This is a genomic window from Paenibacillus sp. MMO-177 (genome assembly GCF_037147795.1).
Classification (GTDB): domain Bacteria; phylum Bacillota; class Bacilli; order Paenibacillales; family Paenibacillaceae; genus Pristimantibacillus.
This window is the reverse complement of the sequence record NZ_JBBCUR010000015.1, coordinates 38,789-65,240: the sequence shown is the minus strand read 5'-3', so window position 1 is coordinate 65,240 and position 26,452 is coordinate 38,789. Positions and strand designations below refer to the sequence as shown.

The 26,452-nt window shown below is 52.7% G+C and carries 22 protein-coding genes; 15 read left to right on the top strand and 7 right to left on the bottom strand.

Annotation, left to right across the window (positions count from 1 at the left end):
- Window positions 1–43: 43 nt before the first annotated feature.
- Window positions 44–175, bottom strand: coding sequence for a hypothetical protein (locus WFK81_RS28440; protein WP_268960397.1), 132 nt, complete (start codon window positions 173–175; stop codon window positions 44–46).
- A 422-nt stretch (window positions 176–597) separates the two neighbouring features.
- Here WFK81_RS28440 and WFK81_RS28435 point away from each other — a divergent pair, with 422 nt between their 5' ends.
- Entirely contained in the window at window positions 598–1,137 is a 540-nt protein-coding gene (locus WFK81_RS28435) for a VanZ family protein (protein WP_336790579.1), read from the top strand.
- Window positions 1,138–1,205: 68 nt separating this feature from the next.
- Window positions 1,206–2,693, top strand: coding sequence for a nicotinate phosphoribosyltransferase (locus WFK81_RS28430; protein WP_336790644.1), 1,488 nt, complete (start codon window positions 1,206–1,208; stop codon window positions 2,691–2,693).
- A gap of 39 nt (window positions 2,694–2,732) precedes the next feature.
- Here WFK81_RS28430 and WFK81_RS28425 read toward each other — a convergent pair whose 3' ends face one another.
- Entirely contained in the window at window positions 2,733–3,614 is an 882-nt protein-coding gene (locus tag WFK81_RS28425; protein WP_336790577.1) for a helix-turn-helix transcriptional regulator, read from the bottom strand.
- A gap of 183 nt (window positions 3,615–3,797) precedes the next feature.
- Here WFK81_RS28425 and WFK81_RS28420 point away from each other — a divergent pair, with 183 nt between their 5' ends.
- The 5 genes from WFK81_RS28420 to WFK81_RS28400 all read left to right on the top strand — a co-directional run bounded on the left by WFK81_RS28420 (window position 3,798) and on the right by WFK81_RS28400 (window position 9,611).
- A complete protein-coding gene (locus WFK81_RS28420) occupies window positions 3,798–5,192 on the top strand; it encodes an MATE family efflux transporter (RefSeq protein WP_336790575.1) in 1,395 nt (464 codons plus the stop codon).
- Between the two features lie 28 nt (window positions 5,193–5,220).
- Window positions 5,221–5,709, top strand: coding sequence for a translation initiation factor IF-3 (infC, locus tag WFK81_RS28415; protein WP_336790573.1), 489 nt, complete (start codon window positions 5,221–5,223; stop codon window positions 5,707–5,709).
- A 162-nt stretch (window positions 5,710–5,871) separates the two neighbouring features.
- Complete coding sequence (locus WFK81_RS28410; RefSeq protein WP_336790571.1) at window positions 5,872–7,590, top strand: ABC transporter ATP-binding protein; 1,719 nt, start codon at window positions 5,872–5,874, stop codon at window positions 7,588–7,590.
- Between the two features lie 339 nt (window positions 7,591–7,929).
- The gene (locus WFK81_RS28405; RefSeq protein WP_336790569.1) at window positions 7,930–8,400 is read left to right on the top strand and encodes a cupin domain-containing protein; all 471 of its coding nucleotides are present in this window, start codon (window positions 7,930–7,932) and stop codon (window positions 8,398–8,400) included.
- On the top strand, window positions 8,400–9,611 hold the full coding sequence (locus WFK81_RS28400; RefSeq protein WP_336790567.1) for an MFS transporter: 1,212 nt from the start codon (window positions 8,400–8,402) through the stop codon (window positions 9,609–9,611). The genes WFK81_RS28405 and WFK81_RS28400 overlap by 1 nt, the downstream gene beginning before the upstream one ends.
- A 732-nt stretch (window positions 9,612–10,343) precedes the next feature.
- On the opposite strand, the gene WFK81_RS28395 is transcribed toward WFK81_RS28400, so the two are convergent.
- Window positions 10,344–12,143: a 5'-nucleotidase C-terminal domain-containing protein gene (locus WFK81_RS28395; protein ID WP_336790566.1), complete on the bottom strand. Its 1,800-nt coding sequence runs from the start codon at window positions 12,141–12,143 to the stop codon at window positions 10,344–10,346.
- A gap of 339 nt (window positions 12,144–12,482) precedes the next feature.
- On the opposite strand from WFK81_RS28395, the gene WFK81_RS28390 reads away from it, so the two are divergent.
- The 3 genes from WFK81_RS28390 to WFK81_RS28380 all read left to right on the top strand — a co-directional run bounded on the left by WFK81_RS28390 (window position 12,483) and on the right by WFK81_RS28380 (window position 15,742).
- Window positions 12,483–13,433 (top strand): sugar-binding transcriptional regulator, encoded by a 951-nt coding sequence (locus WFK81_RS28390; protein ID WP_336790564.1) that lies wholly within the window; start codon window positions 12,483–12,485, stop codon window positions 13,431–13,433.
- 28 nt (window positions 13,434–13,461) lie between these two features.
- Window positions 13,462–14,151, top strand: coding sequence for a deoxyribose-phosphate aldolase (gene deoC, locus WFK81_RS28385; protein WP_336790562.1), 690 nt, complete (start codon window positions 13,462–13,464; stop codon window positions 14,149–14,151).
- 190 nt (window positions 14,152–14,341) lie between these two features.
- The gene (locus tag WFK81_RS28380; protein WP_336790560.1) at window positions 14,342–15,742 is read left to right on the top strand and encodes a SulP family inorganic anion transporter; all 1,401 of its coding nucleotides are present in this window, start codon (window positions 14,342–14,344) and stop codon (window positions 15,740–15,742) included.
- Between the two features lie 522 nt (window positions 15,743–16,264).
- Here WFK81_RS28380 and WFK81_RS28375 read toward each other — a convergent pair.
- From WFK81_RS28375 to WFK81_RS28360, 4 genes are all read right to left on the bottom strand, one after another.
- Window positions 16,265–16,960 (bottom strand): DUF7002 family protein, encoded by a 696-nt coding sequence (locus WFK81_RS28375; protein WP_336790558.1) that lies wholly within the window; start codon window positions 16,958–16,960, stop codon window positions 16,265–16,267.
- Window positions 16,961–16,991: 31 nt separating this feature from the next.
- The gene (locus tag WFK81_RS28370) at window positions 16,992–17,684 is read right to left on the bottom strand and encodes a DUF421 domain-containing protein (RefSeq protein ID WP_336790556.1); all 693 of its coding nucleotides are present in this window, start codon (window positions 17,682–17,684) and stop codon (window positions 16,992–16,994) included.
- 155 nt (window positions 17,685–17,839) lie between these two features.
- The gene (locus WFK81_RS28365; RefSeq protein WP_336790555.1) at window positions 17,840–18,709 is read right to left on the bottom strand and encodes an aldose epimerase family protein; all 870 of its coding nucleotides are present in this window, start codon (window positions 18,707–18,709) and stop codon (window positions 17,840–17,842) included.
- Window positions 18,710–18,794: 85 nt separating this feature from the next.
- On the bottom strand, window positions 18,795–19,976 hold the full coding sequence (locus tag WFK81_RS28360; protein WP_336790554.1) for a peptidylprolyl isomerase: 1,182 nt from the start codon (window positions 19,974–19,976) through the stop codon (window positions 18,795–18,797).
- Between the two features lie 205 nt (window positions 19,977–20,181).
- Here WFK81_RS28360 and WFK81_RS28355 point away from each other — a divergent pair, with 205 nt between their 5' ends.
- The 5 genes from WFK81_RS28355 (at window position 20,182) to WFK81_RS28335 (ending at window position 25,661) form a co-directional block, all read left to right on the top strand.
- The gene (locus WFK81_RS28355) at window positions 20,182–22,233 is read left to right on the top strand and encodes a bifunctional diguanylate cyclase/phosphodiesterase (protein ID WP_336790552.1); all 2,052 of its coding nucleotides are present in this window, start codon (window positions 20,182–20,184) and stop codon (window positions 22,231–22,233) included.
- Between the two features lie 24 nt (window positions 22,234–22,257).
- A complete protein-coding gene (locus WFK81_RS28350) occupies window positions 22,258–23,670 on the top strand; it encodes an HD-GYP domain-containing protein (RefSeq protein ID WP_336790549.1) in 1,413 nt (470 codons plus the stop codon).
- A gap of 135 nt (window positions 23,671–23,805) precedes the next feature.
- Window positions 23,806–24,795, top strand: coding sequence for an L-glyceraldehyde 3-phosphate reductase (gene mgrA / locus WFK81_RS28345; protein ID WP_336790548.1), 990 nt, complete (start codon window positions 23,806–23,808; stop codon window positions 24,793–24,795).
- Window positions 24,796–24,798: 3 nt separating this feature from the next.
- Window positions 24,799–24,987, top strand: a complete 189-nt coding sequence (locus WFK81_RS28340; RefSeq protein ID WP_336790546.1) for a hypothetical protein — start codon at window positions 24,799–24,801, stop codon at window positions 24,985–24,987.
- 158 nt (window positions 24,988–25,145) lie between these two features.
- Window positions 25,146–25,661, top strand: coding sequence for a GrpB family protein (locus WFK81_RS28335; RefSeq protein WP_336790544.1), 516 nt, complete (start codon window positions 25,146–25,148; stop codon window positions 25,659–25,661).
- Window positions 25,662–26,452: the final 791 nt, after the last annotated feature.

Genomic DNA, 26,452 nt, shown 5'->3' with positions numbered 1-26,452 from the left:
AGTTTTTCTATTGTTTATGATCATATGTATGGCAGTAAGTAGATTATCTGAACAGCCGAGAGCGTTTGTTGTTTCGGTATTTGTACCAGTAGTCGCCGTTCTCGTCTTTAAATACTCGTATGCCTACCACCTTGAAGGGTGTCCAAATCTCGGAGAACATCAAATAGCCAGCCATTCTCTAACCTCCTAAAATGAATGATCACACAAATGTCCGTTTTCAGGGACATTCGTGATGGTTCATGCTTCGTAAGCATGGCCCTAATAAAAAACTAACCACAATAGAATTTATTAGCTTCACATTATAATGAAACTAGAAATTCTATTTGGCGATAAAACCTACCTATAAACGCGGTCGCTCATCATTGATTGGCTGCGATAAAAGGTTTTATCAACAACTTTCATATATTTGTATAATACCAAAGAATGGATGATGAAAACAATAGTTTATAGGACTTTTAGATCAAATTTACACTACCTTAGAATTGTTTTTGCGAGGAAAATCGGTAGATTTCCATTTCCTTCATGAATCTGATACAATAACAGACCAGAGAAAGAAGTCGGGCGGGGCGGATTGTGTCGAAGGAGTGTTGAAGAATAATGGTGAAAAAGGATAGAAAAAATTCTATAATATGGTTTTTTGTCGTTTTTTGTTGGATATTTTTCATTTTTACATTGTCATCTGAATCGTATAATCAGCAATCCATCAAACCCACATTAAATAAATGGGTGACCAAAGAGGAATTGGCTCAGAAGCTGCCTGATACTTCCATTACGTATCATGGCACAACGGTTGTAGCCAAAAAGGACCCGTATGGCTTCGTGGAATTCTTCTTCCGCAAAGGGGCGCACTTGTTCATGTACGCGGTGCTATGCGTCGGGTTGTATATGCTGATCCGTAATCTGATGGCGCGCAGGCAGATGGTGCTGCCGGTCATCATGGCGCTGATCCTGACGGGCGGGATTGCGGCGATGGATGAGACGAATCAATTAAGCAGAGCGGGGCGGACGGGGAATCCGACGGATGTTCTTGTGGATTTGACGGGTGGCTGCATTGGCCTCATCATCTGCATTTCAATTAATTATTGGCTGGACCGAAGACGCCGGCGGCCGGAATACCGATTCGTCCGGAAGTTCTAGAGCAGGCAGCAATAGCGGCAGCCTTTCGCTGATGTGGCGGAAGGCTGTTGTTTTTGCTTATTATGGATATGCTGAGAGTAAGATCAACAAGAGGAGTGTGTGCAGGAGCAGTGGACGGTGCTAATAACTTAACGCTTCATACGGATAAATATCAGATTAATATGATGTACGCCCATTGGATAAATGGCACGGACGGGGAGGGCGCCGTATTCGAGGCTTTCTTCCGCAAGCTGCCGTTCGGCAACGGTTATGCGGTATTCGCAGGACTGGAGAGAATCGTCGAGTTCATCCGGCATTTGAAGTTTGGGGAAGAGGAGCTCGCTTATCTCGCGAAGCAGGAGGAGAATTATGATCCCGGCTTCCTGGAGCGGCTTCGGCAGTTCCGCTTCAAGGGAACGGTGCATGCCGTGGAAGAAGGCTCGCTGGTGTTCCCGAATGAACCCATCGTGCGGGTAGAGGGCACGATCTTCGAGACGCAGCTGGTGGAGACCGCACTGCTGAACTTCATGAACTACCAGACGCTAATCGCGACGAAAGCTTCGCGGATTAAGCAGGTAGCAGCGGGAGATATTCTGCTGGAGTTCGGAACACGCCGGGCACAGGAGGCGGATGCGGCGGTATGGGGAGCGCGCGCGGCCTATATTGCGGGCTTCCATGCGACCTCGAACATGCATGCCGGCATGATGTTTGGCATCCCGACGAAGGGGACGCATGCCCATTCCTGGGTGCAGGGGCATGAATCCGAGGAGGAGGCTTTCCTGGCTTATGCGAAGGCTTTACCGGAAGGAGTCACGCTGCTCGTGGATACTTACGACACGCTGAGAAGCGGGGTGCCCAATGCGATTAAGACCGCCCGCTATCTGGAGAGCATCGGCAAGCGGCTTGGCGGCATCCGGCTCGACAGCGGCGACTTGGCGTATCTGTCCAAGGAAGCGCGGAAGATGCTTGATGCGGCAGGACTGCAGGATGCGAAGATCGTGGCCTCGAACGACCTCGATGAGACGCTGATCTTCAACCTGAAGGCGCAAGGCGCCAAGATTGATACGTGGGGCGTTGGCACGCAGCTCATTACGGCGGCCGATCAGCCGTCGCTTGGCGGCGTCTACAAGCTGACAGCCCGCAAGCGTGACGGGCAATACATACCGGTGATCAAGATCTCGGGCAATCCCGAGAAGGTATCCGCTCCGGGCAAGAAGAACGTGTACCGGATTATGAACAAGTCCACGGGACTTGCCGAAGCGGATTATATGACGCTGCATGACGAGACGGCTATCTTGAATGGCGAGCGGATCAAGCTGTTTGATCCGGTTCACCCGTATATCCACCGGTTCATTAGCAGCTATGAAGCGGTACCGATGCTGAAGCCTATCGTGGTGGATGGCGAGATCGTGTACAAGCTCCCGCAGCTGGAGGAGATCCGCAGCTTCCACGAGCATCAGCTCAGCCTCTTCCGGCCGGAGATTCTCCGCAAGCTGAATCCGGACCTGTATCCGGTTCATCTAAGCGAGCAGGCCTGGCAGCTGAAGACGGATCTGATCAAGGCGCATCAGCAGTAACAGTTATCCGAGCTATCGCCGCTGCTGATGCCGCAAGCTTCAGCCATGCGAGAAGCGCTGGCGGTATTTGCGGGGTGATATGCCCTCGTACTTGGCGAAGCAGGAGGTGAAGTAGGCGGCGGAGTTGAAGCCGACCTCTTCGGCCACCCTTGCAATCGTATAGTTTGTCTGCACAAGCAGCAGCTTCGACTGCTGAATGCGGAAGCGCAGCAGGAAGTCGAACGGCGAGCAGCCGAATTCTTTTTGCATGCACCTGGCGATATACACGGGATGGAAGTTGATGCTCTCGCCCAGCTGCTGCGCCTTAATATCCTCGCGGTAATGCTTCCTTAAGTACGAGGCGGCCAGCTCCGCGCATTGCGAGGTTGGCGTCGTGCCCTGCATCTCGATGGAGGCGGACAGCTGCTCGATAATCTCCTGGAACAGCACCTGCTGCTTCCAGCTGACGCTGCCCAGATGATTGCCGTGGCCAAGCTCCATGAGCTGCTGGATCTGCTCGACCACCTTCGCGGGCTGCAGCAGCCTGGTGTATTGCGGCACCTGCTTAATGAAGGTTTGCGTAGTGAAAATTTGGGGATTTAAGCCATGCGGCTCCCTGCCTTGAATAATCCGCGGAGCATATTCCTCCGAAGCCGCCCACCGTCCCGTTGTCTGGAAGTGAAGCCAGTAATAGGCGGAGGGCTCTTCGCATTCTTTTGTCGCGTAATGATGATTGTCCGGCCCCAGAATCAATGCCTCCCCAGCCCGTACCTCAAACGTGGAATCGCCCTCCCCCATAAAGAGACAGCCCTCTGTAACGACAAGCAAATCAAATACGCCAATCCGGTATCTGCTCGGATGTTTGAACCCGGCGGAGCTCTTCGTATAGCCCGATGCGATATAGTGCGGAAGCGGCGGAACGGTAAAATGAAACAGCGTCATGGCGGCACCTTTTTATACCCCTTGCGGAGGTTTGAATTTTGAAAGTTTCGGTTGTAAAACTGATACAATATCCGAAGTATAGCATCTATAATATGAAATTGCATGACTATTATAGTGGCGTATTGGGGTTGCCGTTTACTTGAACATCGGCTGCAGCATGTGTACGCTCGGGAGGATTACAAAATGCAAAAGCGCGAACATCACAAGTTTTCGCTATGGATGCTTGCATGGCCGATATTTATTGAGTTATTCCTGCAATTTCTGTTAGGGGCAGCCGATACGCTGCAGGTGAGCAAGATTTCGGATAATGCGGTTGCGGTCGTAGGCTTCTCGACGCAGCTGTTCAGCGCCTTGATGACGCTGTTCATGACGGTAGCGAGCGGGGCGGGTATTCTGATCGCGCAGCGGATTGGGATGAGGAAGCACGAAGATGCCCGGACGATCGCGATTATGGCTGTAAAAGTCAGCGCGATTATTGGTCTGGGAATCAGCGTGCTGCTGTATCTGTTCCCGGGGCCGATTGCTTCGGCGCTTCAGCTGCCGGATGAATTATTGCCGCTGGCCCGGACGTATATTTCGATTGTGGGCGGCGGGATGGTGCTTGTGGCCATCATGGCGGCGCTTAGCAATGCGATCCGCAATACGGGCAACACGAAAGGCCCGATGTATACGGCCATTGGCATGAATATCGTTCATGTCGGGATGAACTATGCGTTTATTTTCGGCAAATTCGGATTTCCGCAGTGGGGGCTCAAAGGGGTTGCGATCTCGACGGACATCAGCCGCCTGCTTGCGGTGATCGTGCTTCTGGTCATGTTCCTTGGCGCTTTCGAGCGCCAGATTTCGCTTCGCGACTTCAAGCTGTTCGACGGCAAGCTGTTCAAGGAAATTCTGAAGATTGGCTGGCCGCTTGGCATTAACATGTCCTGCTGGGTCTTCTCCCAGCTTCTGATCTATACGTATATCGCGCAGCTTGGCGCGGTGGAGCTGTCGGCTCGTACGTATATGAATACATTGGAATCATTTTGCTTCATGCTTGGTTATTCGCTTGCGCTTGCGCTCCAGATCCAGATCGCGCATCTGTTCGGGGCGGGCAAGGCGCAGGAGGCTTACAGGAACTCCTATCGTGCGCTTTGGATCGGGCTTGCGATCGTGACGGTGAACGCGCTGGTGCTGTATTTGATCGGCGGCACGATCCTCAAGATCTTCACGAAGGATCCGGAGATTATCGCGATGGGCGTGTCCCTGCTTGGGATGAACCTGCTGCTGCAGCCGGGCAAAATGCTCAACATGGGCATCGGCAACGCGCTGAACGCGGTTGGCGACACCCGTTACGTGATGTGGACCTCGATTACTTCGATGACCTTGATCGCAACTATCCTTTCTTATATATTTGGGATAACGCTGGGCTTTGGACTTGTTGGCATCTACGCGTGCATGATCATGGACGAATACATCCGCGGCATATGGGTGCTCAAGCGGTGGAGACAGAAGAAATTCATGAAGACGGGCCAGGAGATGCCGGCTCCCGTCTCGCCTAACGGCGCGGGAGGCCAAGGCGCAACCTTAGAGGCTTAACAGACAGTAGACGGGGGTTATACGATTTATGTTGATTATGAATGAGAAAATAAAAGCAGCCGAGGTGCGCCTCACCGGTCTAGACGGGGAATCGCTTGGCATCGTGCCGACGGAGGAAGCGCTTCAGATGGCGAAGCAGCTGAAGGTGGATCTCGTCTGCGAATCGCTGATGAGCAGTCCGCCTCCGTGCAAGCTGATCGTGCGCGGCGGCGCCAAGCAGCAGGCGAGCCAGCAGAAGCGAGCGGAGAAGGTGAAGGATCAGCCCGCGAAGGTGAAGGAGCTGCGGCTTAGCGTGGATATCGAGCAGCATGATTATGATACGAAGCAACGGCAGGCGGTGAAGCTGCTGGAATCGGGCAACGCGGTTCAGCTGGTCATCCGCATTCAAGGCAAAGAGGGAGCTCGAGCGAAGGAGCTTCTGGAGCAGCTGCTGGCGGATCTGAAGCCATACGGCACGAAGCAGACGGGCATTCAGCTCAGCGGCAAGCAAGCGGCGGTTCAAGTGAACCCGAATTAATTGACAGTCATGCCCATCCCATATATGATAATGATTATCAACTAGTGAATAAAGGCTGCTTCGTCTATATGAGGAGCAGCCTATGTTTTCGCGGTGAAATAGAAGCCTGGTAGATGACACATCTCGTATATGCTTATATTTTTTCGAAAAAAGGAGATCCAGATGCTTAAGAAGTTTTTTGCGTACTACCGGCCTTATCGTAAGTTGTTCCTGCTCGACTTCTGCTGTGCGGTCGTTCTGGCTGTTCTGGAACTATGCTTCCCGCTGGCGGTCAGCCATGTCATTGATACGCTTCTTCCGGAAGGGAATCTGAAGTTAATTATTGGCGCCTGCGCGATTCTGCTCGCCGTCTATGTGCTGAATACGTTCCTGTCATTTGTCGTGACGTATTGGGGACATATGCTGGGCATCAATATCGAGACGGATATGCGCAAGAGGCTGTTCGAGCATGTACAGAAGCTTAGCTTCCGATTCTTCGATAATACGAAGACCGGCCATCTGATCTCGCGTATGACGAATGACCTGTTCGAGATCGGGGAAGTGGCGCATCATGGTCCGGAGGATATGTTTATTGCCGTTATGACTCTGATTGGCGCGTTTGGCATTATGGCGTACATTAACCTGCCACTGACGATCATGACGTTTATCGTCGTGCCGATTATTCTGGTGCTTGTTCTGTATTTCAATGGAAAAATGACGAAGGCTTCCCACCGTCTCTTTGGGGATATGGCCGACTTTAATGCCCGCGTCGAAGATACCGTTGGCGGTATCCGCGTTGTTCAGGCTTTCTCGAATGAGAAGCACGAGAGCAAGCTGTTCGCAGGCAACAATAGCCGGTTCCGTCAAGCGAAGCTTATCTCTTACAAAATCATCGGTCTCAACTCGTCCGTCACCTATTTCCTGATGAGACTGGTTACGCTGTTTGTCTTGCTTGCCGGTACTTGGTTCGTGATTAACGACAATCTGCTGTACGGTGAATTTGTCGCGTTTGTCCTGATGACCAATATTTTCTTCAAGCCGATCGAGAAGATTAATGCCGTTATCGAAAGCTATCCGCGCGGGATCGCGGGCTTCCGCCGTTACGTGGAGCTGCTCGAGACCGAGCCGGATGTAGCGGACGCTCCAAATGCGAAGTCGGTTGACCGTCTGCATGGCGATATCGAATACCGGAACGTGACGTTTGGTTACGAAGGCGAAGCGAAGGTGCTGAAGGATATCAGTCTGTCGATTCGCGCGGGCGAGACCATCGCGTTCGTTGGCCCGTCCGGCGCCGGCAAAACAACGCTCTGCAGTCTGCTGCCGCGCTTCTATGAAGTGGATGGAGGAAGCATCTCGGTGGACGGTCACGACATCCGCGATCTGAAGCTGGAATCGCTCCGCAAGCAGATTGGGATCGTGCAGCAGGATGTCTTCCTGTTTGCCGGTACAATCCGCGACAACATCACCTACGGCAAGCTTGGCGCATCCGACGCGGATATTATGGAAGCGGCGCGCCGCGCGAGACTGGAAGAGTTTATTCAATCACAGCCTGATGGCTTGGGCACGGTTGTCGGGGAACGGGGCGTGAAGCTGTCCGGCGGCCAGAAGCAGCGGATGGCGATTGCCCGCATGTTCCTGAAGAACCCGCCGATCCTGATCCTGGACGAAGCAACTTCGGCGCTGGATACCGAGACCGAGCAGGCGATCCAGCAGTCACTGGCCGAGCTGTCCGAAGGCCGGACAACGCTTGTTATCGCGCACCGTCTGGCGACGATCAAGAACGCCGACCGCATCGTGGTGGTGACCGAGAACGGCATCACCGAGGAAGGCCGTCACGAGGAGCTTGTGGCTACGGGCGGCATCTATAGCCGCTTGCATCAAGCGCAGTTTGGAGCGCTGTAAGGCGTACATGAGAGAGAGCTTGCCTGCGGGCAGGCTCTTTATTTTTAATTTTTAGCTGAGTCGGATTGGGGTTAAGGCGAGATAAGACCCTCGCAGGGTCTTATTAGTAAATAGAGTGGCCATGTCCCAATCAATAAGACCCTGGTGGTGTCTTATTGGATGGGAGAGAAGTGAAATCTGACCACTTAAGAGTCAGAACAAATTCAACTACTCGTTTAGCCTTTGGAATATAGAGGCCTTGCATCCACAACTCGTGCATTGACGATCGGAGCATTGCATAGTACATTGGACTGAAACTAACCATTAGATAGTGCGAGAGATAGAGAGGAGAGGGCCATATTGTCGGCAACGGCTGTAAAAGAAATATCCCCGCTTGTAGCGGCGCTTGAACTGAAGCCTCATGTGGAGGGCGGCTGGTACAAGGAGATTTGGAAGGCGAATTTTGAAATTCCGCAGGCGGTACTCGGCGAGCCGTATTCCGGACCGCGCTTTGCGGCATCTTCGATTTATTTCCTGCTTCATCCGGAAGAGTTCTCGGACTGGCATACGGTTCATTCGGATGAGCTGTGGCTGTGGCATTCCGGCAGTCCGCTATTGCTGACTTTAGGCGGCACGGGTGAAAACCCAGAGGTGCGCAAAGAGATTATCGTTGGAGGCGACGTTGCGAATGGCCAGCATCCGCAGGCGCTTGTTCCCGCAACCGAATGGCAAATGGCGCGTCCGCTTGGCGACGAGCCGGTTCTTGTGTCCTGCATCGTAGCTCCGGGCTTCCATTACGATGACTTCAAGCTGATCGAACGTAAATTTTAATGCGACCGGCAGAAAAACTCTGGACGAAAAATTTCATTCTGCTGGCGTTCTCCAACTTATTCTTATTCTTCGGTCTTGAAATGCTGCTTCCTACCCTTCCGCTCTTCGCGGACGAGAAAGGGGGCAGCGGATCGCAGATCGGCATGATGCTGGGCATCTTCACGTTCTCGGCGGTTGTCTCGCGCCTGCTCATTGGCATCGGGCTGAAGCATTTCGGCAAGCGAAAATTGCTCCTGATCGGCGTAACGATCTGCCTTATAGGCATGGCGTGTTATTATGCGGCCAACTCGATCTCGGCTTTGCTTGCGCTTCGCGTCGTTCATGGCTTTGGCTTCGGTATTGCTACGGCCCTGTACGGTACGCTTGTATCCGATGCGATTCCTCCCGCTCGGCGGGGCGAGGGGATGGGCTACTTTGCGATGGGCAATGCCGTATCGTTCTCGATCGGGCCTATGCTTGGCTTATGGCTTCTGGATCAATACGATTACGCAGGCTTGTTCGGAGCCGGAGTGATCTTCCTCGCGATAACATTGGTGCTGACCTTGCTAGTCCGGCAAAATCGCGCACAATCGGCGGAGATTGCCGCGGCCGAAGCGGCTGCAGCCGCGGAGTTGCATGCGGCAGGGATGAAGCCTTCGCCATGGGCGGAGATTATCGAGCCTAAGGTGCTCGTGCCTTCCATCCTTGGTTCGCTTGTTGGCTTCGCCTTTGGCGGCATGCTCAGCTTCGTAACGCTGTTCAGCAAGGACATCGGCATTACGCAGACCGGCTACTTCTTCCTGGTTGTAGCGATCAGCGAGGTGCTGATCCGGTTCATAAGCGGTCCGTTGTTCGACCGGAAAGGACCGTTCTGGGTATTGTTCCCCACGGCGATCCTTTGTATGATCGGCTGCGTATTGCTCTATTACACCGATTCCATGGCGATGCTGCTGCTCGCCGGCGTATTCTACGGCGCGGGCTTTGGCGCGATGTTCCCCGCTTTGCAGGCATGGGTCATCAACCTGGTGCAGCCGGAGCGCCGCGGTGTCGCAACCGCAACGTATTACAACTTCTTCGATATCGGCATCGGGCTAGGCTCGATTCTGCTCGGCGTTGTTGTAACCGCAACAAGCTACACGACCATGTTCCTGCTGTCGGGTATCCTGTACGTTATTTATCTAGCTGTGTACTTCATCTATCTGAGCCGCCAGCGCGCGCGGGCTCAAGCTTAAGGAAAGAGCGGTGCCTTGTGGCATCGCTCTTTTGTTTGTGGTCTCACCTAGCCCACGACTTCGACCAACGCTGACTTACGTTGCACGAAATGCAGGCTATTGGCCGAGAATGGTGCGTGTTCGTCAGATATGCTGCACAAAATGCAGTATCTCGCGAAATCAGCCCGTAGTGGCTGCTTTTGCTCGAATATCCTGCATTCCGTGCAGGATATAACCCACGACTGACCTCAAATGTTCCATTATGCTGCATTTCGTGCAACGTAGGAGGACGGAGGGAGCTCGAGCTAGAGTGTGCAACGTAGGAGGGCGGCGGGAGTTCGAGCTAGAGTGTGCAACGTAGGAGGGTGGCGGTACTAGGAACTAGATCGTGGAACGTAGGCGGACGGCAAAACTTGAAGTAATACGTTCAACGTAGTGGGACGGCAATTCTAAAACTAACTAGTCAGTTGTCCTGTACGTTGGATTCTGTCCAACGAAAAAGTCCTAAAACATCCATTACAGCATGCTACGTTGGAGTTCCTCCATTATATTGCGGCGATATGAGCTCGTTTCAACCCAAATGAGCTGATTCCGTTGGATGGAATCCAATGTAGCTTTAGTTACTTGGCTGATGCGCACCATTTTACTGCATGAAATCCAACGTAGCAGAGGGAGTGAATGCGGGGCTAGCTCTCCGAGCTAGATACAAGACAAGGGCTGTTCCCGCGGGAACAGCCCTTGTGCTTCTGCCGCTTAAGCAGCAGGGAGTTTGATTTTTTGCCCAGGATAGATAAGGTTCGGGTTCTTGATGTGGTTCAGGTCCCGAAGCTTCTGCCAGGTAGTGTTATGCTTCTTGGCGATCGCCCAGAGCGTATCGCCTTGCTTCACAACGTAGATAGCTGGCTTTGCAGGCTCCGGCTTCGGTTCCGGCTTTGGTTCTGGCTTCGGCTCTGGTTTAGGCTCTGGTTTCGGTTCCGGTTTAGGCTGCGTAACAACCGGAGTTGCCGCCGCGGTAATGCGGCCTTCCACCTTCGGATTTGCGGTGCCAAGCTTGGTGATGTAAGCGATCAGCGCTTCATCCAGCGAACCGTACATGCCCGCTTGCGGGTACTTGCTGAACATCGTGTACTCATCGCCGCCAGCCGCCATAAAGTCGTTGGTTGCGAGCAGATAGTCTGCCTTTTCATTCAGCGCTTTGCCGCCGACGGTAACGGAGTGGACGCGTTGCCCTTTTGGCTTGGCGACATCGATCTTGAAGGTGATGCCCGATACTTGAGGGAAGCCGCCTTTGGAGTTCGGATAGTCGGATACGCCGTTCTCGAGAGCCGCTTTAATGTCGGCGCCTTTGACCTTCAGCGATACGATCTGATTGCCGAACGGTAGGACGGTAATGATCTCGCCTTTTGTAATGGTGCCTTCATCGATAGAGGCGCGGATGCCGCCGCCGTTGGTGATGGCAATATCGGCTCCGGCCGCGTTGCGAATGGCGTCGGCAATCAGGTTGCCGAGATTCGTCTCGCTCGTGCGGACCTGCTCGCGTTCGCCGTTCAGCTTCACGCTGGCCGTACCCACTTCTTCGGCAAGAATGGTTTCTTGGCTCTTCTGAATAGATGCAACCATATCCGCGATCTCGGCATTAGGCGCGATGCTCGCGGCCGTATCTTTATTCTCCAGCTTCGCTTCCTTCTTCACGACTTTGCCGCCGTCTACCCATAGATCCACGACGCCAAGGTACTTCGTGTACTCGCCGGCGCTTGCGATCAGCGTGTTATGACCGGCTGTCAGACCATGCTCCAGCACGGTGTGGCTATGCCCGTCGATAAAGACGTCGATGCCGTCTACGGCTTTGACGATCTTCAGGCTTGTATCGACGCTGGAAGCGTCTTGGCCGATGTGGCCTACCGCAACGATGACGTCGGTCTTATCTTTGAGTTCATCCACAACAGCCTGAGCTTCTTTGGTTGGATCGGCGAAGGTCAAGCCCTCTACATTTTTCGGATGCGTCTTATAGGCGGTCTCCGGCGTTGTCAGGCCAAAAATCCCAACCTTCACGCCATCCACTTCCTTAATAATATAAGGCTTGAATAAGGACGAATGATCTTTAGCGACCTTAACGTTAGCGCTGAGAACCGGGAACTTCATCATCTGCTCGAGCTCAAGCAGTCGTTCGTAGCCATAGTTGAAGTCATGGTTGCCGGGAACAAACGCGTCATAACCCATCTTGTTCATCACCTGCACGACACTCTCGCCGTTCACCAGCGTGGCGAAGGTAGTCCCATGCGTAGCGTCGCCCGCATCAAGCAGCAGGCTGTTCGGATTGGACTTTCGGTAGCTGTCGACAATGCCGGCAAGCTTGGCAAAGCCCATTTCTCCCGAGGTTCCCTCCACGGCGCGCGCGTGCATATCGTTCGTGTGCAGAAGCGTGATGTGCTTGGCGGTAGCGGGAACTGCCGTTTCGTCTGCTGCTGCCACGGTACCGACAGAAGCGGCAAAAAGCGATGCGGCGAGCAGCGCAGACGCTGCCCATTTCATTTTTCTAAGCCTGGGTAACATCGTATCCCTCCACTATTTTATTTTTCTTTTATCGACAGTACGTATTCGGTATGGGGGTTGGATTTCCTTTCAATTTCTTGTAAATTATCTGAAAATTTAGCAAATTGGTCCTGAAGTCCTTTTTTATTCGTCCATCTTTCCTAGCTTTCGACAGCGGCATTTCGCCTTTTGTGCACAATGGTTACACTAGTTCCTTGAACATATGTAAAAACCTGGCGTTAAATAGAGCCGACTGTTGCTCTGGCAGGTGGGGGCACGTATAATAGTCCTGAAATATTGTCATATTAATTCGAACATATTCTCATAACTTTTAGGCAACTCTGCGAGAGGGGAAGACGGATGGAGGAGCTAAGCGATAAGCGGCTAAAAATGATTGAAGCGGCCCGTATGTATTACGAGCTGGACTACAATCAACAGGAGATCGCGAAAAAGCTGGGTGTATCGCGCCCGACGGTCTCGCGTTTTCTGCAGCAGGCGAAGGAAGACGGCATCGTGCAGATTCGCATTATGGACCCGGCTTCCGATAACCAGGAACGCGCCCGCATGCTCAAGGAACGCTTTGGCTTGAAGGAAGCGATCGTAGCTTCCGTTCCGAAATACGAGGACGGCATGGTCAAAAAGGTCATTGGCGAGGCCGCGGCAACTTTTCTGAACGATACGGTACAAGATGGCGATACGATTGCCGTCACTTGGGGAACGACATTATATGAAGTGGCTACCCGTCTGCCGAACAAGCATACGAAGAAGGTAAAGGTTGTGCAGCTGAACGGCGGCGTAAGCCATTCCGAGACGAATACGTACGCGTACGAGATTGCGCAGCTGTTCGCGAAGGCGTATCAGACATCGCCATACTTGATTCCGCTGCCGGCGATTGTGGACCATGCGGTAGTAAAGCATGCGATCGAAGCGGACAGGCATATCCGCAAAATCCTCGATATGGGCAAGCAGGCCAATATCGCGGTTGTTACGGTAGGGGCGCCGACGGAAGATTCGGTTCTGATCCGCGCGAATTATTTCTCCGACGAGGATCTGGGCATTATTTTATCGCGCGGCGTTGGCGATATCTGTTCCCGGATTATCGATATTAACGGGCAGCTGTGCAGCGAGGAGCTGGACCACCGTACAATCGGAATTGACTTGAACGAGCTGAAAAAGAAAGAATGGTCCGTTCTTGTTGCCGGAGGTCCCAGCAAGGTCGAGGCGATATACGGCGCATTAAACGGCCAGTATACGAATACGCTAATAACCGACCAGATTACGGCGCAGCATTTGCTGGAGTTCAAAGGCTAATAGAGCAGATAAATATTGGAGGATGGGTATGAGTAATCTAAACAATCTGTCGGCAGGGGAAGTAGCTGCTTACATTGATCATACTGCACTAAAAGCGGAGACTACAAAACAAGAGATTATCAAGCTTTGCGAAGAAGCGAAGCAGTATCATTTTGCCACGGTATGCGTTAATCCGGGTTACGTCGCGCTTGCGGCGAAGGAGCTTGCGGGTTCCGGCGTTGGCATCACGACTGTTGTAGGCTTCCCTCTTGGAGCGACGACAACCTTTGCGAAGGCTGAAGAAGCGAAGGACGCGATTGCAAACGGCGCTACGGAAGTCGATATGGTGATCAACGTTGGCCTTGTCAAGTCCGGCGACTTCGAAGGCGTGAAGCTTGATGTGGAAGGCGTAGTTCAGGCATGCAAAGGAAAAGCCGTTCTTAAGGTTATCCTGGAGACGGGTCTGCTCACCGACGAAGAGAAGGTACGCGCCTGCGAGATCTGCAAGGAAGCGGGAGCGGATTTCGTGAAGACGTCGACGGGCTTTGGCAAAGGCGGAGCTACGGCGGAAGATATCGCGCTGATGCGCCGCATCGTTGGTCCGGATATGGGCGTAAAAGCTTCCGGCGGCGTTCGCGATCTAGAGACTGCGCTCAAGATGATTGAGGCGGGTGCAAGCCGGATCGGCGCAAGCTCGAGCGTAGCGATCGTAACCGGCGGAAAAGGCGAAGGATACTAAAAGACTTTTGCAGAAGGGGCGGCCGCTTGCGGTCGTCCCTTCATTTGGGATTGACCCTCTGCGGAAGAGCGGGGTATCATGAAGATAGTCGAAGGCCGGCTCGGTGAGCCGGTTTTTTGTTTGTTGCGAAGATGAGGTGCCGGACCGGGATGCCCGGTCGGACGTTATCATAGATTAGTTGAGGTGAACCATGAGTTTGAAGACTTCATGGCGGGAGCAGTGGACGAGTAACGCGAGAGTGAACATACTGGCCGGCATTACGGCAACGCTGGCGCTTGTGCCGGATTCTCTTGCTTTCTCGTTTATGGCTGGCGTCCCGCCGGTCGTAGGCATTTATGCTTCGATTTGTATTTTGCTTGTTATTACGTTTCTGGGCGGCAGACCGGGCATGATCTCGGCTGCAGCCGGCTCGATGGCCGTTCTTATGCTGACGCTGGTGAAAGATCATGGCATCGAGTATTTGTTCGCGGCAACCGTGCTGACGGGTGTCATTCAGTTCCTGATGGGCGTGTTTAAGCTTGGCAAGCTGATGCGGTTTGTCCCTTCGGGCGTGCTGACGGGGTTTATTAACGCGTTAGCAATTATGATTTTCCTGTCGCAGCTGCGGTATTTCAAAGGCGAGTCCTGGGCCATGTACGCGCTTGTTGCCGTAACGCTTGGCATTATCTATCTTGTTCCGCGGTTTTTTAAAGCTATTCCATCGCCGCTGATTGCGGTTGTGGTGCTGACGCTGGCCGTATGGGCGCTTGGCATGGGGGATGTTACGCGAATCGGCGATATCGCCGAGATTGACGCCTCGCTGCCGTCGTTCTTGCTGCCGGATATACCGCTGCGCCTGGATACGCTTTGGATTATTCTCCCGTACTCCTTGTCGCTTGCGGTGGTTGGTTATACGGAGACGATGCTTACGCATAACCTGCTGGATGAGATGACCGGGGAGAAGACGGATAAGAACCGGGAGATGAAAGGGCAGGGCCTTGCCAATATCGTTGCCGGATTTTTCGGCGGGATGGCGGGCTGCGCTTTGGTCGCGGAATCAGTGCTTAACGTGAAAATGGGCGGGAAAAACCGCCTGTCGACCCTCGTCGCGGCGTTGTTCCTTCTGCTGCTCGTCGTGCTGCTTGGCGACCTGCTGTCGCTTGTGCCGATGGCCGCGCTGGTGGGCATTATGCTGATGGTATGCATCGCGATCTTCGATTGGAGCTCCGTATTCCGCATGAACCGTCTGCCGCTTGGCGAGACTGTCGTTATGCTGGTGACGGTTGGCGCCGTACTGCTCACGCATGACTTGGCGATTGGCGTTGTCGCGGGCGTGTTCGTAAGCTTTATCGGGTTCGCGGTAAAAGCCTCCAAAGTCCACATTCACGACGAATGGAACGGAACAACCCGGACGTACCGCGTGCACGGTCAGCTGTTCTTCGCCTCTGCCTCCGAGCTGGAGGAGCGGATCGAGCATGACTGCGAAGCGGAGGAGGTCCATATCGACCTCTCCGGCACAAAGGTATGGGATCACACGGCGAATCTCGCCGTCCGCAAAACGGTTGACCGCTTGCAAAAGAACGGCAAGCAAGTAACGGTTGTTGGCGTTTAAAGCTTGTTGGAGGGCCGCCCATTGGGGCGGCTCTTTTTGTTGGGCTTTTGTTGTCCGTTCGTAGATCCTTTTCTCGCAGATCGCTCGTTATGCCTTCCTCGTTGAGCCTCCGTTGAACCTCCGTTGAACCTCCGTTGAGCCTTCGTTGAACCTCCGTTGAGCCTTCGTTGTACCTCCGTTGAACCTTCGTTGCACCTTCGTAGTACGTTGGATTTCCTCCAGTAAAATCAGGCATATAGCAGGTGCCCGGAAGCTACGTTGGATTCAATCCACTATAACGGCCAAGAATGGGGCCGCTATTGTCTAAATTGAGCTGATTATACTGGAGCCAGTCCAATGTAGCTCGAACAATTGCCCAATCTCATCCCATTTTGCTGTACCAAATCCAATGTAGCTCTACCATCCAAGCTCTACATCAACCTGCAGAGCTCCATCGTCCTCAATGGCGGTTAAGTGAACGCTCAAACGCTCAAACGAGCAAAGCTCTGGCACAGGGACGAAGCATTCCACTCTGTTGTCTGTTTAGTTGCCCGGCAGCAGAATATCGAGCGGTTGATAGTTAGGCAGCCATTTTGGCGGCACATGCTCCGGGTTCGGCGCGTAAACGGACTTTAGCAGCCGGGTAATGGAGCCTGCCTTCTCTTCCAGGAGGATCTCCTTGATCTCCGAAGGCTTGACGGGGACAGCGGGATCCGTTCTGCGGCCGAAGTCCGCAAGCGATACGAACATGGCCGGACTCTTCCGGTAGTAGCAGCTTTTCGGAAAACGGGGCGAGCTGCCCGAGTCGTATTTGGACAATCGGACAGATTCTTCGTGCGCGAGCAGCAGCGCAAAGGCATCCAGCTCCAACACGGCAAACGGCACGTCAGGTTCTCGCCGCATGTATGTGGTCAGCATCTTGAGGCAGTCCCTTCTGGTCGGCCAGAAGAAGACATGCTTGTCTATAAAAGCCCGGAACTCTTCAACCGAGCAGCCCGACTCCATCATGGCTTCGGGAATACGTAGATGCGAATTAACCGTAACCGAGGTCCCCTCGTACGATATTTCCTCTCTTGAAGTTCGTCGCTGGCCGGTTGATTCCGGGAGCAAATGCTGGCTGGACCAGATGGCGTCGAAATGTGCGATAGCCTGAAGATTGCTTGCTCTTGTAAAGTGGTAAGCCGATTTTCTGCCTGTTGATTTCGTGATGAGGGCAATGATGGGTTCGTTATTCGGCATAAAAAGCCCCTTGTCGTAAAGGATGGGACACTTACTTGTTAATAAACAGGGAACCGTCTTTTTTAATCTCGGCGTAAAAAACCTCGTGTACGTTTTCGATGCCGTGTTTCTTGAGTTCGTCCTGCAGCCATTGCTCGGTTAAGTTCAGCTCTTGCAAGTTTCTTTTGACGATCTTGCCGTCTGAAATGATTTCGGTTGGAAGGTATACAAAATCCGGAGTAGGTATATCCAGGTCTGCTCTCGTGACGGTTTGCTCGTATTCCTTTTTTAGCACGCTTATTTGTCCGTTGGGCTCTAGGATGGCATAATGAACCTCCTGAAAACTAAATACATTCTTCTCTCTCAGCAGCATGCTCAGATCATCGATATTCACGCGGGTTTTCCGAAGGGCGGATTTCAGAATTTGTCCTTCCTTCACCAGGATAGTGGGCTGTCCATCCAGAACAACTCTGGCCTTGCCCGATTTCAGGCTTATATATTCAATAACAATCGTTAGTACGGACCACCAGATTAAGCTGACGAGGCCGTTTAAGAAAAGGGTTCGGCTTTCACCGGCAATATTCGCTGCAAAGGAGCCGATCGTTATTCCCGTAATATAATTAAAAAAGGTAAGATGGCCGAGCTGCTTTTTTCCCAGTACCCGCGCCAATACCAATAAGATAAAGAAGGTAAGCGATGCTCTCAGCATCATTTTCCCGAATTCGACATGCATCAAGTCTTCCATCGCGTACACCCTGTCCGTAAGTTCTGTTCGTTTTCCAGTATGGGCATAACCCATATCACGGATACATGAAGCATCATTAAGGCGGGGGAGGACAGCAGCCGGTTCGCCTATAAAAAAAGAGGCCTTCCCGCATCGGCAGGAAAGCCTCCAAAAGTTTATCGCTCGCAGCTAATCGTCAGGTTCGCGTTCAGCGTCTCGCCGGATTCGAGCATCACGAGCTCCTCCTGGCGGTTCAGCTCGCCGGTCATCGCCATCCATGGCTCGACGCAGACGAACGGCTTGTCCTGCACGGACCAGACTTGGACGTATTTGAAAATATCGTCATACGTCATGCGCACCCGGGCGCCGCCGCTAACCGGGAATGCGATCTCGCGCTTCTTGGCGCCAAGCAGGGTAACGGATTCCACCATGCCATCCAGATCAAGCTCGCCGGTGTATGGCTTCTCCACCATATCGTTGTAGTCGAGGTAGGTGGTCGCATCGGTCTCGTACGGAAGCTTTTTCGAATCGGCATTGAAGTAAGGGTGGAAGCCGGCGTAGAACGGCATGGCTTCGCCTTCCGTCAGGTTGCGGTATTGCTGGCGGATATGAAGCTCCCCATTCAACAGCGCGTATGTGAAGCTTACCTCGAAATCAAACGGGTAGCTTTGCTTGGTCTCTTCGTTGCTCCGCAGCACAATGGTAATCGAAGCTTCGCCATCGGTATTCGTGCCGGCAACCTCCCAGGCGGAGGTGCGGGCTACGCCGTGGTTAGCCATCTCGTACGATTTGCCGTTCCACGTATAGGTCTTGTTCTCGAGCTGACCGCAGATCGGGAACAGGATCGGATTGCCGCCGCGGATATTCGCGGTCGGATGCTCGAACGTTGCTTTGTCCAGGTAGAATACTTCGAGTCCGTTCAGCTGGCAGCCAATAACGATGCCGCCGCGCTCCGGACATACCCGAATGCGGGACGATGTGCTCTCCTCGATTAGTTCGTAAATCTTAAATGTGTCGGTATAGCTGTTCACTTGAAACTGGCTCATATGGCCCTCCTAAGGATCTATTTTTCTAATCACATCATACCATAAATAAGCAAAAAGGCTGTCCTCAAGGGGACAGCCTTTCGAATTATTTCGTTGTGTTTGTAGAAGCGTTGCCAGCGCCTGCGCTTGCTTCAGGGCTTGCCGCCGCGCTTGCCGCAGGGGACTCTTTAGCCGCGGCAGGATCAAGCGTATTTGTAATTTTTGCTTTAGCTTTCAGGTCCGCCATCCAGTTCGAGGACAGCTCGCTTACTTTTTGCGTAACCAGCTGGTACTTGATATCTTCTTTCTTCTCTTCCAGCGTAGGAGTTACAGCCGGCTTCTCATCGGTTTTCTTGATGATGTGGTAGCCGTAGCTGGTTTGTACAACGCCGCTCAGCTCGCCTTTTTTCAGGGCGAACGCCGCGTCTTCGAATGCCGGCTCCATGGTGCCTTTAGCGAAGAAGTTCAGGTCGCCGCCGTTGTCTTTCGTGCCTGTGTCCGTCGATTTCTCTTTCGCCAGAGTAGCGAAGTCCGCTCCGCCTTTCAGCTGCTTCAAGATATCTTCCGCTTCTGCCTTCGTAGCTACGAGGATATGCGAAGCGCGAATTTGCTCAGGCGTCGACATGGACGCTTTGTTCTGGTCGTAGTAAGCTTTAATGTCTTCGTCCGTTACTTTAACTTGAGGCTCAAGAATTTTGCGGATTTTCACTTGAACTTCGGCATCTTGACGCAGGCTGTCAACGGTCATGCCGTATTGAGCAAGCGTTTGGTTGAACTCGTCTTCGGAACCGAACGATTTCTTCAGGTTCTCGATTTCTTTGTCTACGTCCGCTTCGGTAACCGTTACTTTCGCGTCATCCGCTGCTTGGTCGATCAGCTCTTGCGTGATCATGTTGTCCAGCGTTGATTTGCCGCCTTGCTCCACGAGGGAGTCATACAGCTTGTCCTTCGAAATTTTAACACCGTTAACCGTTGCAACCGCTTTGTCGCCTGCGCCAAACGGTGGTTTAATCAGAACGATAATAAGCACGATGGCCAAAATCGCGGAAACGGCAATCCAAGCTTTACCGCCGCTGCGGCCGCCTGCTGCTTGTGCAGGGGGTTCGGAAGCAGGAGCTTGCTTGCGCTCTTCTTCGTCAACCTCTTCTTCGTCTTTCTCCTCTTGAAGGGCATCTACGGCTTGATCGTCTTTGTTGTCATCCTCATAGACGTATTGTTGATTCTCTTGCTCCGCAGCCGTGTCGAGTTCTTCATTTTCTCTTTTGTGCTGCGAGTCTTTGTTTTCCATTGTCAATAAACTCCCTTCAACAAAAAGGCACTATTTTTTACAATCTTCACCTACTATAACAAAACAATCGTCAAAAAACCTTAATTCTAAATAAAAATATGTTGCATTCCGCCGCTTTTCGTATAATGGTATATGTATACATAAATATTGGACTTTAGTCACATCAGGCATGTCCGGAGAACTAGTGGCGGAAGGTGGGGGACGGTTGGTCACATTACACGGAGAGTATAACGGCTGGGTTATTCTTCTCTCATTCATCATCGCGTTATTCGTTTCGTACTCTGCCTTGAATCTGGTGTACAAAATCTCGCAGACCAAAGGAAAGGTGCAGCTGAGCTGGATGCTCGCAGGCGCCTTTGTTATGGGCAGCGGGGTGTGGACCATGCATTTTATCGGGATGATGGCGTTTCATATCGGTATTCCGATTGCCTATAACGTCCCCATTACCCTTTTGTCGATTATCGCAAGCATATGTGCTTCTTACGTCGCCTTCTATTTAACGCTGGCAAAAGAAATCAACCGCCTCAAACTCCTCGGGGGCGGCTTTATCATGGGTGCGGGAATCGTCGCCATGCATTATACCGGAATGGCTTCGATGCACTCTCCCACAATGTCTATACAATATAACCCAATTATAGTCATATTATCCGCTTTGATCGCAATCGCGGCATCATGCGCGGCGTTGTATTTCTTTATCAATTTCCGGGACGGCAGCAAGGCGGCTTGGTCCAAATGGGCTGCCGCTTCGCTGATGGGGCTGGCCGTCTGCGGGATGCACTATACCGGAATGGGGGCCGCATCCTTCTGGTGCGGCGAAGCAGCCGCTGCCTCATTAACGGAAGATATCCCGATTAATCTGTTTCTTCTAATAAGCGTCACTTTGGTTACTCTCCTGATTATGCTCGTTACCTGGATTGCCATTTATTTGGACCGTACCGTGCTTGAACGTATGGCCTACAGCGATCCGCTGACAGGCCTTGCGAACCGCCATGCGATGAACCGTTATTTCAATCAAAAGCTGGATAATGCCCGTTCGTACGGCTTGCTCTTCCTTGATCTCGATCAATTCAAAATCATTAATGACACGCTTGGCCATGACATCGGCGATTTGCTTGTGCAAGCCGTCGCGAAGCGGCTTCGTTCCCATGTGAGCGAAGGGGCGCAGACCTTCCGCCTTGGCGGGGATGAATTTCTGCTGGTGACGAGAGGGATGGAGCCGGATGAAGTGGAGCAGCTCGCCAACAGGATCTTGGAGGACATCCGCAAGCCTTATTTGCTGGAGGGCAATGAACTGTATATCACGGGGAGTATCGGCATCAGCTTGTCGCCGCAGCACGGGAACAAAAGATCGTCGCTCCTTATTGCGGCGGATACCGCGATGTACCAGGCGAAGCGCAGGGGCAAGAACCAATACTGCCTCTACGACGAGCAGATGGAGCGGGAGCTGCTGCGACGGATGCAGCTGGAGAAGGATCTTCGGCTTGCGCTGCCAGGAGAGCAGTTCGTTGTTCACTATCAGCCCAAATGGGATGCTTCCGTTAACCGGGCAATCGGCATAGAAGCGCTCCTGCGCTGGAATCATCCTACTCTGGGGCGCATTCCGCCGGAAGAATTTATTCCAATTGCGGAGGAGACGGGGCTTATCGTTCCGATCACCCGTTGGGTGCTTGGACAAGCCTGCCGGGACTGCTTTGAATGGAATGAAGGCAGAGCGGTGCCTCTAAGCGTCTCGGTTAACATGTCCGTCAGCGTGTTCGACAGCAAAAATCTCGAGGATATGGTCATCTCGGCGCTTCTGCATTCCAGTCTGGATGCCAAGCTTCTGGAGTTGGAGATTACCGAGACGATCGTGATGCATAACGTTGCGGATGTCATCGAGCAATTGAAGACCATCCGGGAGATGGGCGTCCAGATTTCGATGGATGACTTTGGGGCAGGTTATTCCGCGCTTGGCTCCATTGATCTGATCCCTTTCCAGACGTTAAAGATAGATAAGCTATATATGCAGCAGAGCGATTCTCCCTCTAAGCGTGCCATTATCCAGACGATTATTGTACTGGCCAAGCAGCTTAATCTAGAGGTTATCGCCGAAGGGGTCGAAACCGAGCAGCAAATCGCGTTTCTGCAATCCGCGGGCTGCAGCATGATGCAGGGCTATTATTTCAGCAAGCCGATGTCGCGCGCTGATCTTGATCTTTGGTTACAACAGTCGATGGTTATGGATAGAAATCAAACGTCGCAGAGCTTGATCGGATAACGTATGCCAAGGAGGGCGTCAGATTTGTTGAACAGTCAGGCAAAAATCTATCTGTATCTTCTTTTATCGCTCGCAGTCCCGCTCATTGCATTTACGGTCCTTCGTATGAATCCCGCTTGGGATTATCATCTGCATTCTCCTAACGGACATTTCTACGTGGTTACCATCGTGTCCGGCGCGGCCTTTGCGCTTGCCATAGCGGTCGGTGTAGCGGCGATCCGGCTCCGCAACCTGAAAATCACCTTTTTATCGTTGTCCTTCGTATCGTTAGCGGCGTTATTCCTTGTCCACGGATTATCAACTCCAAGGGAGGCCTATCACACTACTGCCTTGCCAAGCAACGCAGCTCAAATGAGCATATTGCTCGCGGTGATGTGGCTGTGGCTGTCATCGATGTCCTCGGACCGACGCATTATCAGCTGGCTGTCGGCACATCAACGTTGGCTCCTGCCGATCTGGACGGCGTCGATTGCGGTCATTTGCGCGCTGCTGTGGCTCTTCTCCGACCAGATGTCCTGGCTTCAAATGAAGCAGGGGCCCATCAAATGGACGGCAACCTTGCTTATTGTCGGATTAAACGGCTGGACGATGTACCGGTACCTGGAGACATATCTGTCTACAAGATTTCCGCTGCAGCTGGCGATTGTGTACAGCTCGGGGTGGATGATTGCCGCACAGATCATTAACGTAACGGGTACGATGTGGATGTTGAGCTGGTGGATCTACCACTTGCTGCTGCTGGCTTCCATCAGCGCCATGATTGTCGGCATTTATTATCAATATCGCAGCTCCGGCTCCTACACGAAGTCGCTGAAGCAGCTGTTCCAGAATGATCCCAAGGAATGGATTCACGCCTATATGTCCCCGGCGGTTCGTCAGCTTATTCGTACGACGGAAACGCGCGACGCTTATACGGCGGGCCATAATTACCGCGTTGCGTTGTACGCGATACAGCTCGGAGAAGAGCTGGGACTGAACCCCGACCAGCTTCGGGCTATCGCGCAAGGCGGCATCGTGCATGATATCGGGAAGCTGATTGTTCCTGACAACATTCTGAACAAGCCGGGAAAGCTGACGCCGGAAGAGCGGGAGGTTATCGAAAAGCATCCGGTTACCGGGTTTAATCTGTGCAGGCGGTTAGGCTTCATGCAGGAGGAGCTGGCGGTTATCCGCTCCCATCATGAGCGCTGGGACGGAAGCGGCTATCCGGATTCCCTGAGCGGAGAGAATATTCCGCTGCTTGCCCGCGTGACCGCGGTTGCGGATGTGTACGATGCTTTGACGTCATCCCGTTCTTACCGGGCAGCGTTGTCGCATGAGAAAGCGATGGCGATTATCCTGAAGGAGCGGGGGAAGCATTTTGACCCGTTATGCGTAGATGCGCTGGTGCGGATCGCGGGCGAGAAGGGCTGGGCCTTCAAGGCGTCGGCAAGCTGATTGTTTTTGCGGAAGGCTTAGGCTCATAGCCCGGGTTTATTTCCATAAGCCGCGGGTGTATGATAGAGGGGCATTACAGCATTACATAGAGAATTTTTTTAGGGATTTACTCACAGAAGGGATGGAAAAGAAGAAATGACATACGTGGCTGACAAATCTCGTTATGAAGACATGAAATACTTCCGCGTCGGCAAAAGCGGCCTTAGGCTGCCGGCCGTATCGCTTGGCTTATGGCATAACTTTGGCGGAAATGACCGTCTGGAGAACGGACGTGCCATGATCCACCGCGCCTTCGATCTGGGAATTACCCATTTCGACCTGGCGAACAACTACGGCCCGCCTCCGGGCTCCGCGGAAGAGACTTTCGGTAAAGTGCTGAAGCAGGACATGGCGGCTTACCGCGACCAAATGATCATCTCCACGAAAGCAGGCTATTATATGTGGGAAGGCCCTTACGGGGACTGGGGCTCCCGCAAATATCTGGTGTCGAGCCTGGACCAAAGCTTGAAACGGATGGACCTGGAGTATGTCGATATTTTCTACCATCACCGTCCGGATCCGGAGACTCCGCTTGAAGAGACTATGGCTGCGCTCGACCATATCGTACGTTCGGGTAAAGCGCTGTATGTCGGCCTGTCCAACTACAGTGCGGAGCAGACGGCTCAAGCTTCGGCCATCCTGAAGCAGCTGGGCACGCCATGCCTCATCCATCAGCCATCGTATTCGATGTTCAACCGCTGGATCGAGGACGGCTTGCAAGACGTGCTTGATCAAGAAGGCATCGGTTCGATCGTATTCTCGCCGCTTGCCGGCGGCTTGCTGACGAACCGTTACCTCGACGGTATTCCTTCCGATTCCCGCGCGGGCGGACCAAGCGTCTTCCTGAACTCGAACAGCATCACCGAAGAGAAGCTGGCTAAAGTTCGCGCCCTGAACGAAATCGCTCAAAGCCGCGGCCAATCGCTTGCGCAAATGGCTCTTGCTTGGGTGCTTCGCGGCGGCCGCGTAACTTCGGCCCTGATCGGGGCAAGCCGCGTCGAGCAAATCGACGACAACGTTGCCGCACTCAGCCGCCTCGATTTCTCCGAGGATGAGCTGCAGGCGATCGAGAGCATTTTGGCGTAATCGATGAATCGCCCTCTCGCTCTCATCGATATACTTTTGAACAGCAGAAGGCTGCCGATTAATCTCGGCAGCCTTTTTCTGAAGCGGGAAGTACTCGCTTGCGTAACGAATGCTGCTGCTCCTAAGGACGGCGTTTCGCTAACGAAACTGGGTATTCTTATTTCCCTCAAAATCGCATGTTTCAGAATCTAACGAAACCTGGTAACGTTATTTGGCCGATTCTGGGTTAAAAGAGGCGTTTAGATAGTAAATAACGATATGTAGTTTCGTTAGAATTTCTAAGAGTACAATTTTGGGCCAATAGCGTTACGTAGTTTCGTTAGCCCTGGTTTTAAATAGGAGGGGATAGGATGGAAGTAAGATTAAGTGATTACAAGAATGAATGGGTGCAGATGTTTCTGGAGGAAGCGGAGTATCTACGAGCTATATTTGAGGGAGTTGAGGTTCAATTCGAGCATTTCGGGAGCACGGCTGTTCCGGGGATGAAAGCAAAGCCCGTTATCGACATGATGGGGATCGTTGACGATATTAACAAGGTTGATTTGTTCAATGGCACATTGGCTTCCCTTGGTTATGATGTAGCAGGCGATTGGGGCATCCCCGGCAGAAGGCTGTTCCGTAAAGGCGGAGAACAGCGCACCCACCATATTCACTTCTACCAATCGGATAGCCTCCAAATCGGGCGGCACCTCATCTTCCGCGACTATTTGCGATCGCATCCGGAGGAAGCGGCCAGATACAGCCGCTTCAAAGAGCAGCTAGCCCAGCGATACGAACGAACCAACGAATACAGCCCCGCCAAAAAGGCATTCGTAAGCGAGATGGAACAACTCGCCCTCACCTGGCACTCACAAACAAGCGAATAGCCTTCTCCCTACCCTGCACTTGTACCTTGTAGGTTTTACGCTATATTTCCGCGTCAACGTACCTTCTCCCGGAATACGCTGCATGAAATACACGATATATGCCCCAAACTCCTTATTTCCCCCTAAATAATTAGAATATCCTGCATTCCATACACTCTCTCTGCTCCTCTCAAATCCTCAACAATCCTGCATAACGTACAACGTGCCGGGGAGGGGGAGGACAGGAGGGCGAGTGCGAACCGTGCTATGTATGCTGCACCCCAGAGACTAACTAGTATGCCCCCGAAACGCTGAGCTATGGAGGGCGAGCGCGATTCTGCCATGGATGCTGCACCCAGAGACTAACTAGTATGACCCCGAACCACTGCGCTATGGAGTGTGAGTGCGAACGGTGCTTTGTATGCTGAACACCGCTCAAAACGTTATGCCGCGGAGGCCCCGCGGGCTTTTTCTTTTTATTGTTTATGCTGCGTCGGGCAAGCAATATGCCCGACGCTAATGAAGCTCTTTCTTCGCCCTAGAGGCGAAGAAAAGAAATCGGGCCTGCCTCAGGCAGGCCAACCGCCAAGGAACGGAGGCGGTTGGCTTGCGCCCTCCCAAACGAATCGAAGACGAGTGGAGGGAGATGTTTCTCCTGGAGAGAGCGAAGCGCCTGCCTTTGTGTACACTTTGCGACCTCGACCAATTGTTCAGGCAAAGTGTGCACAACAGCAGCGTAAGGAGAAACATCTCCCGGAGTGAGCTCACGGTTCCCACGGTTCTCACGGTTCTCCCATCTCCATCACACTCCG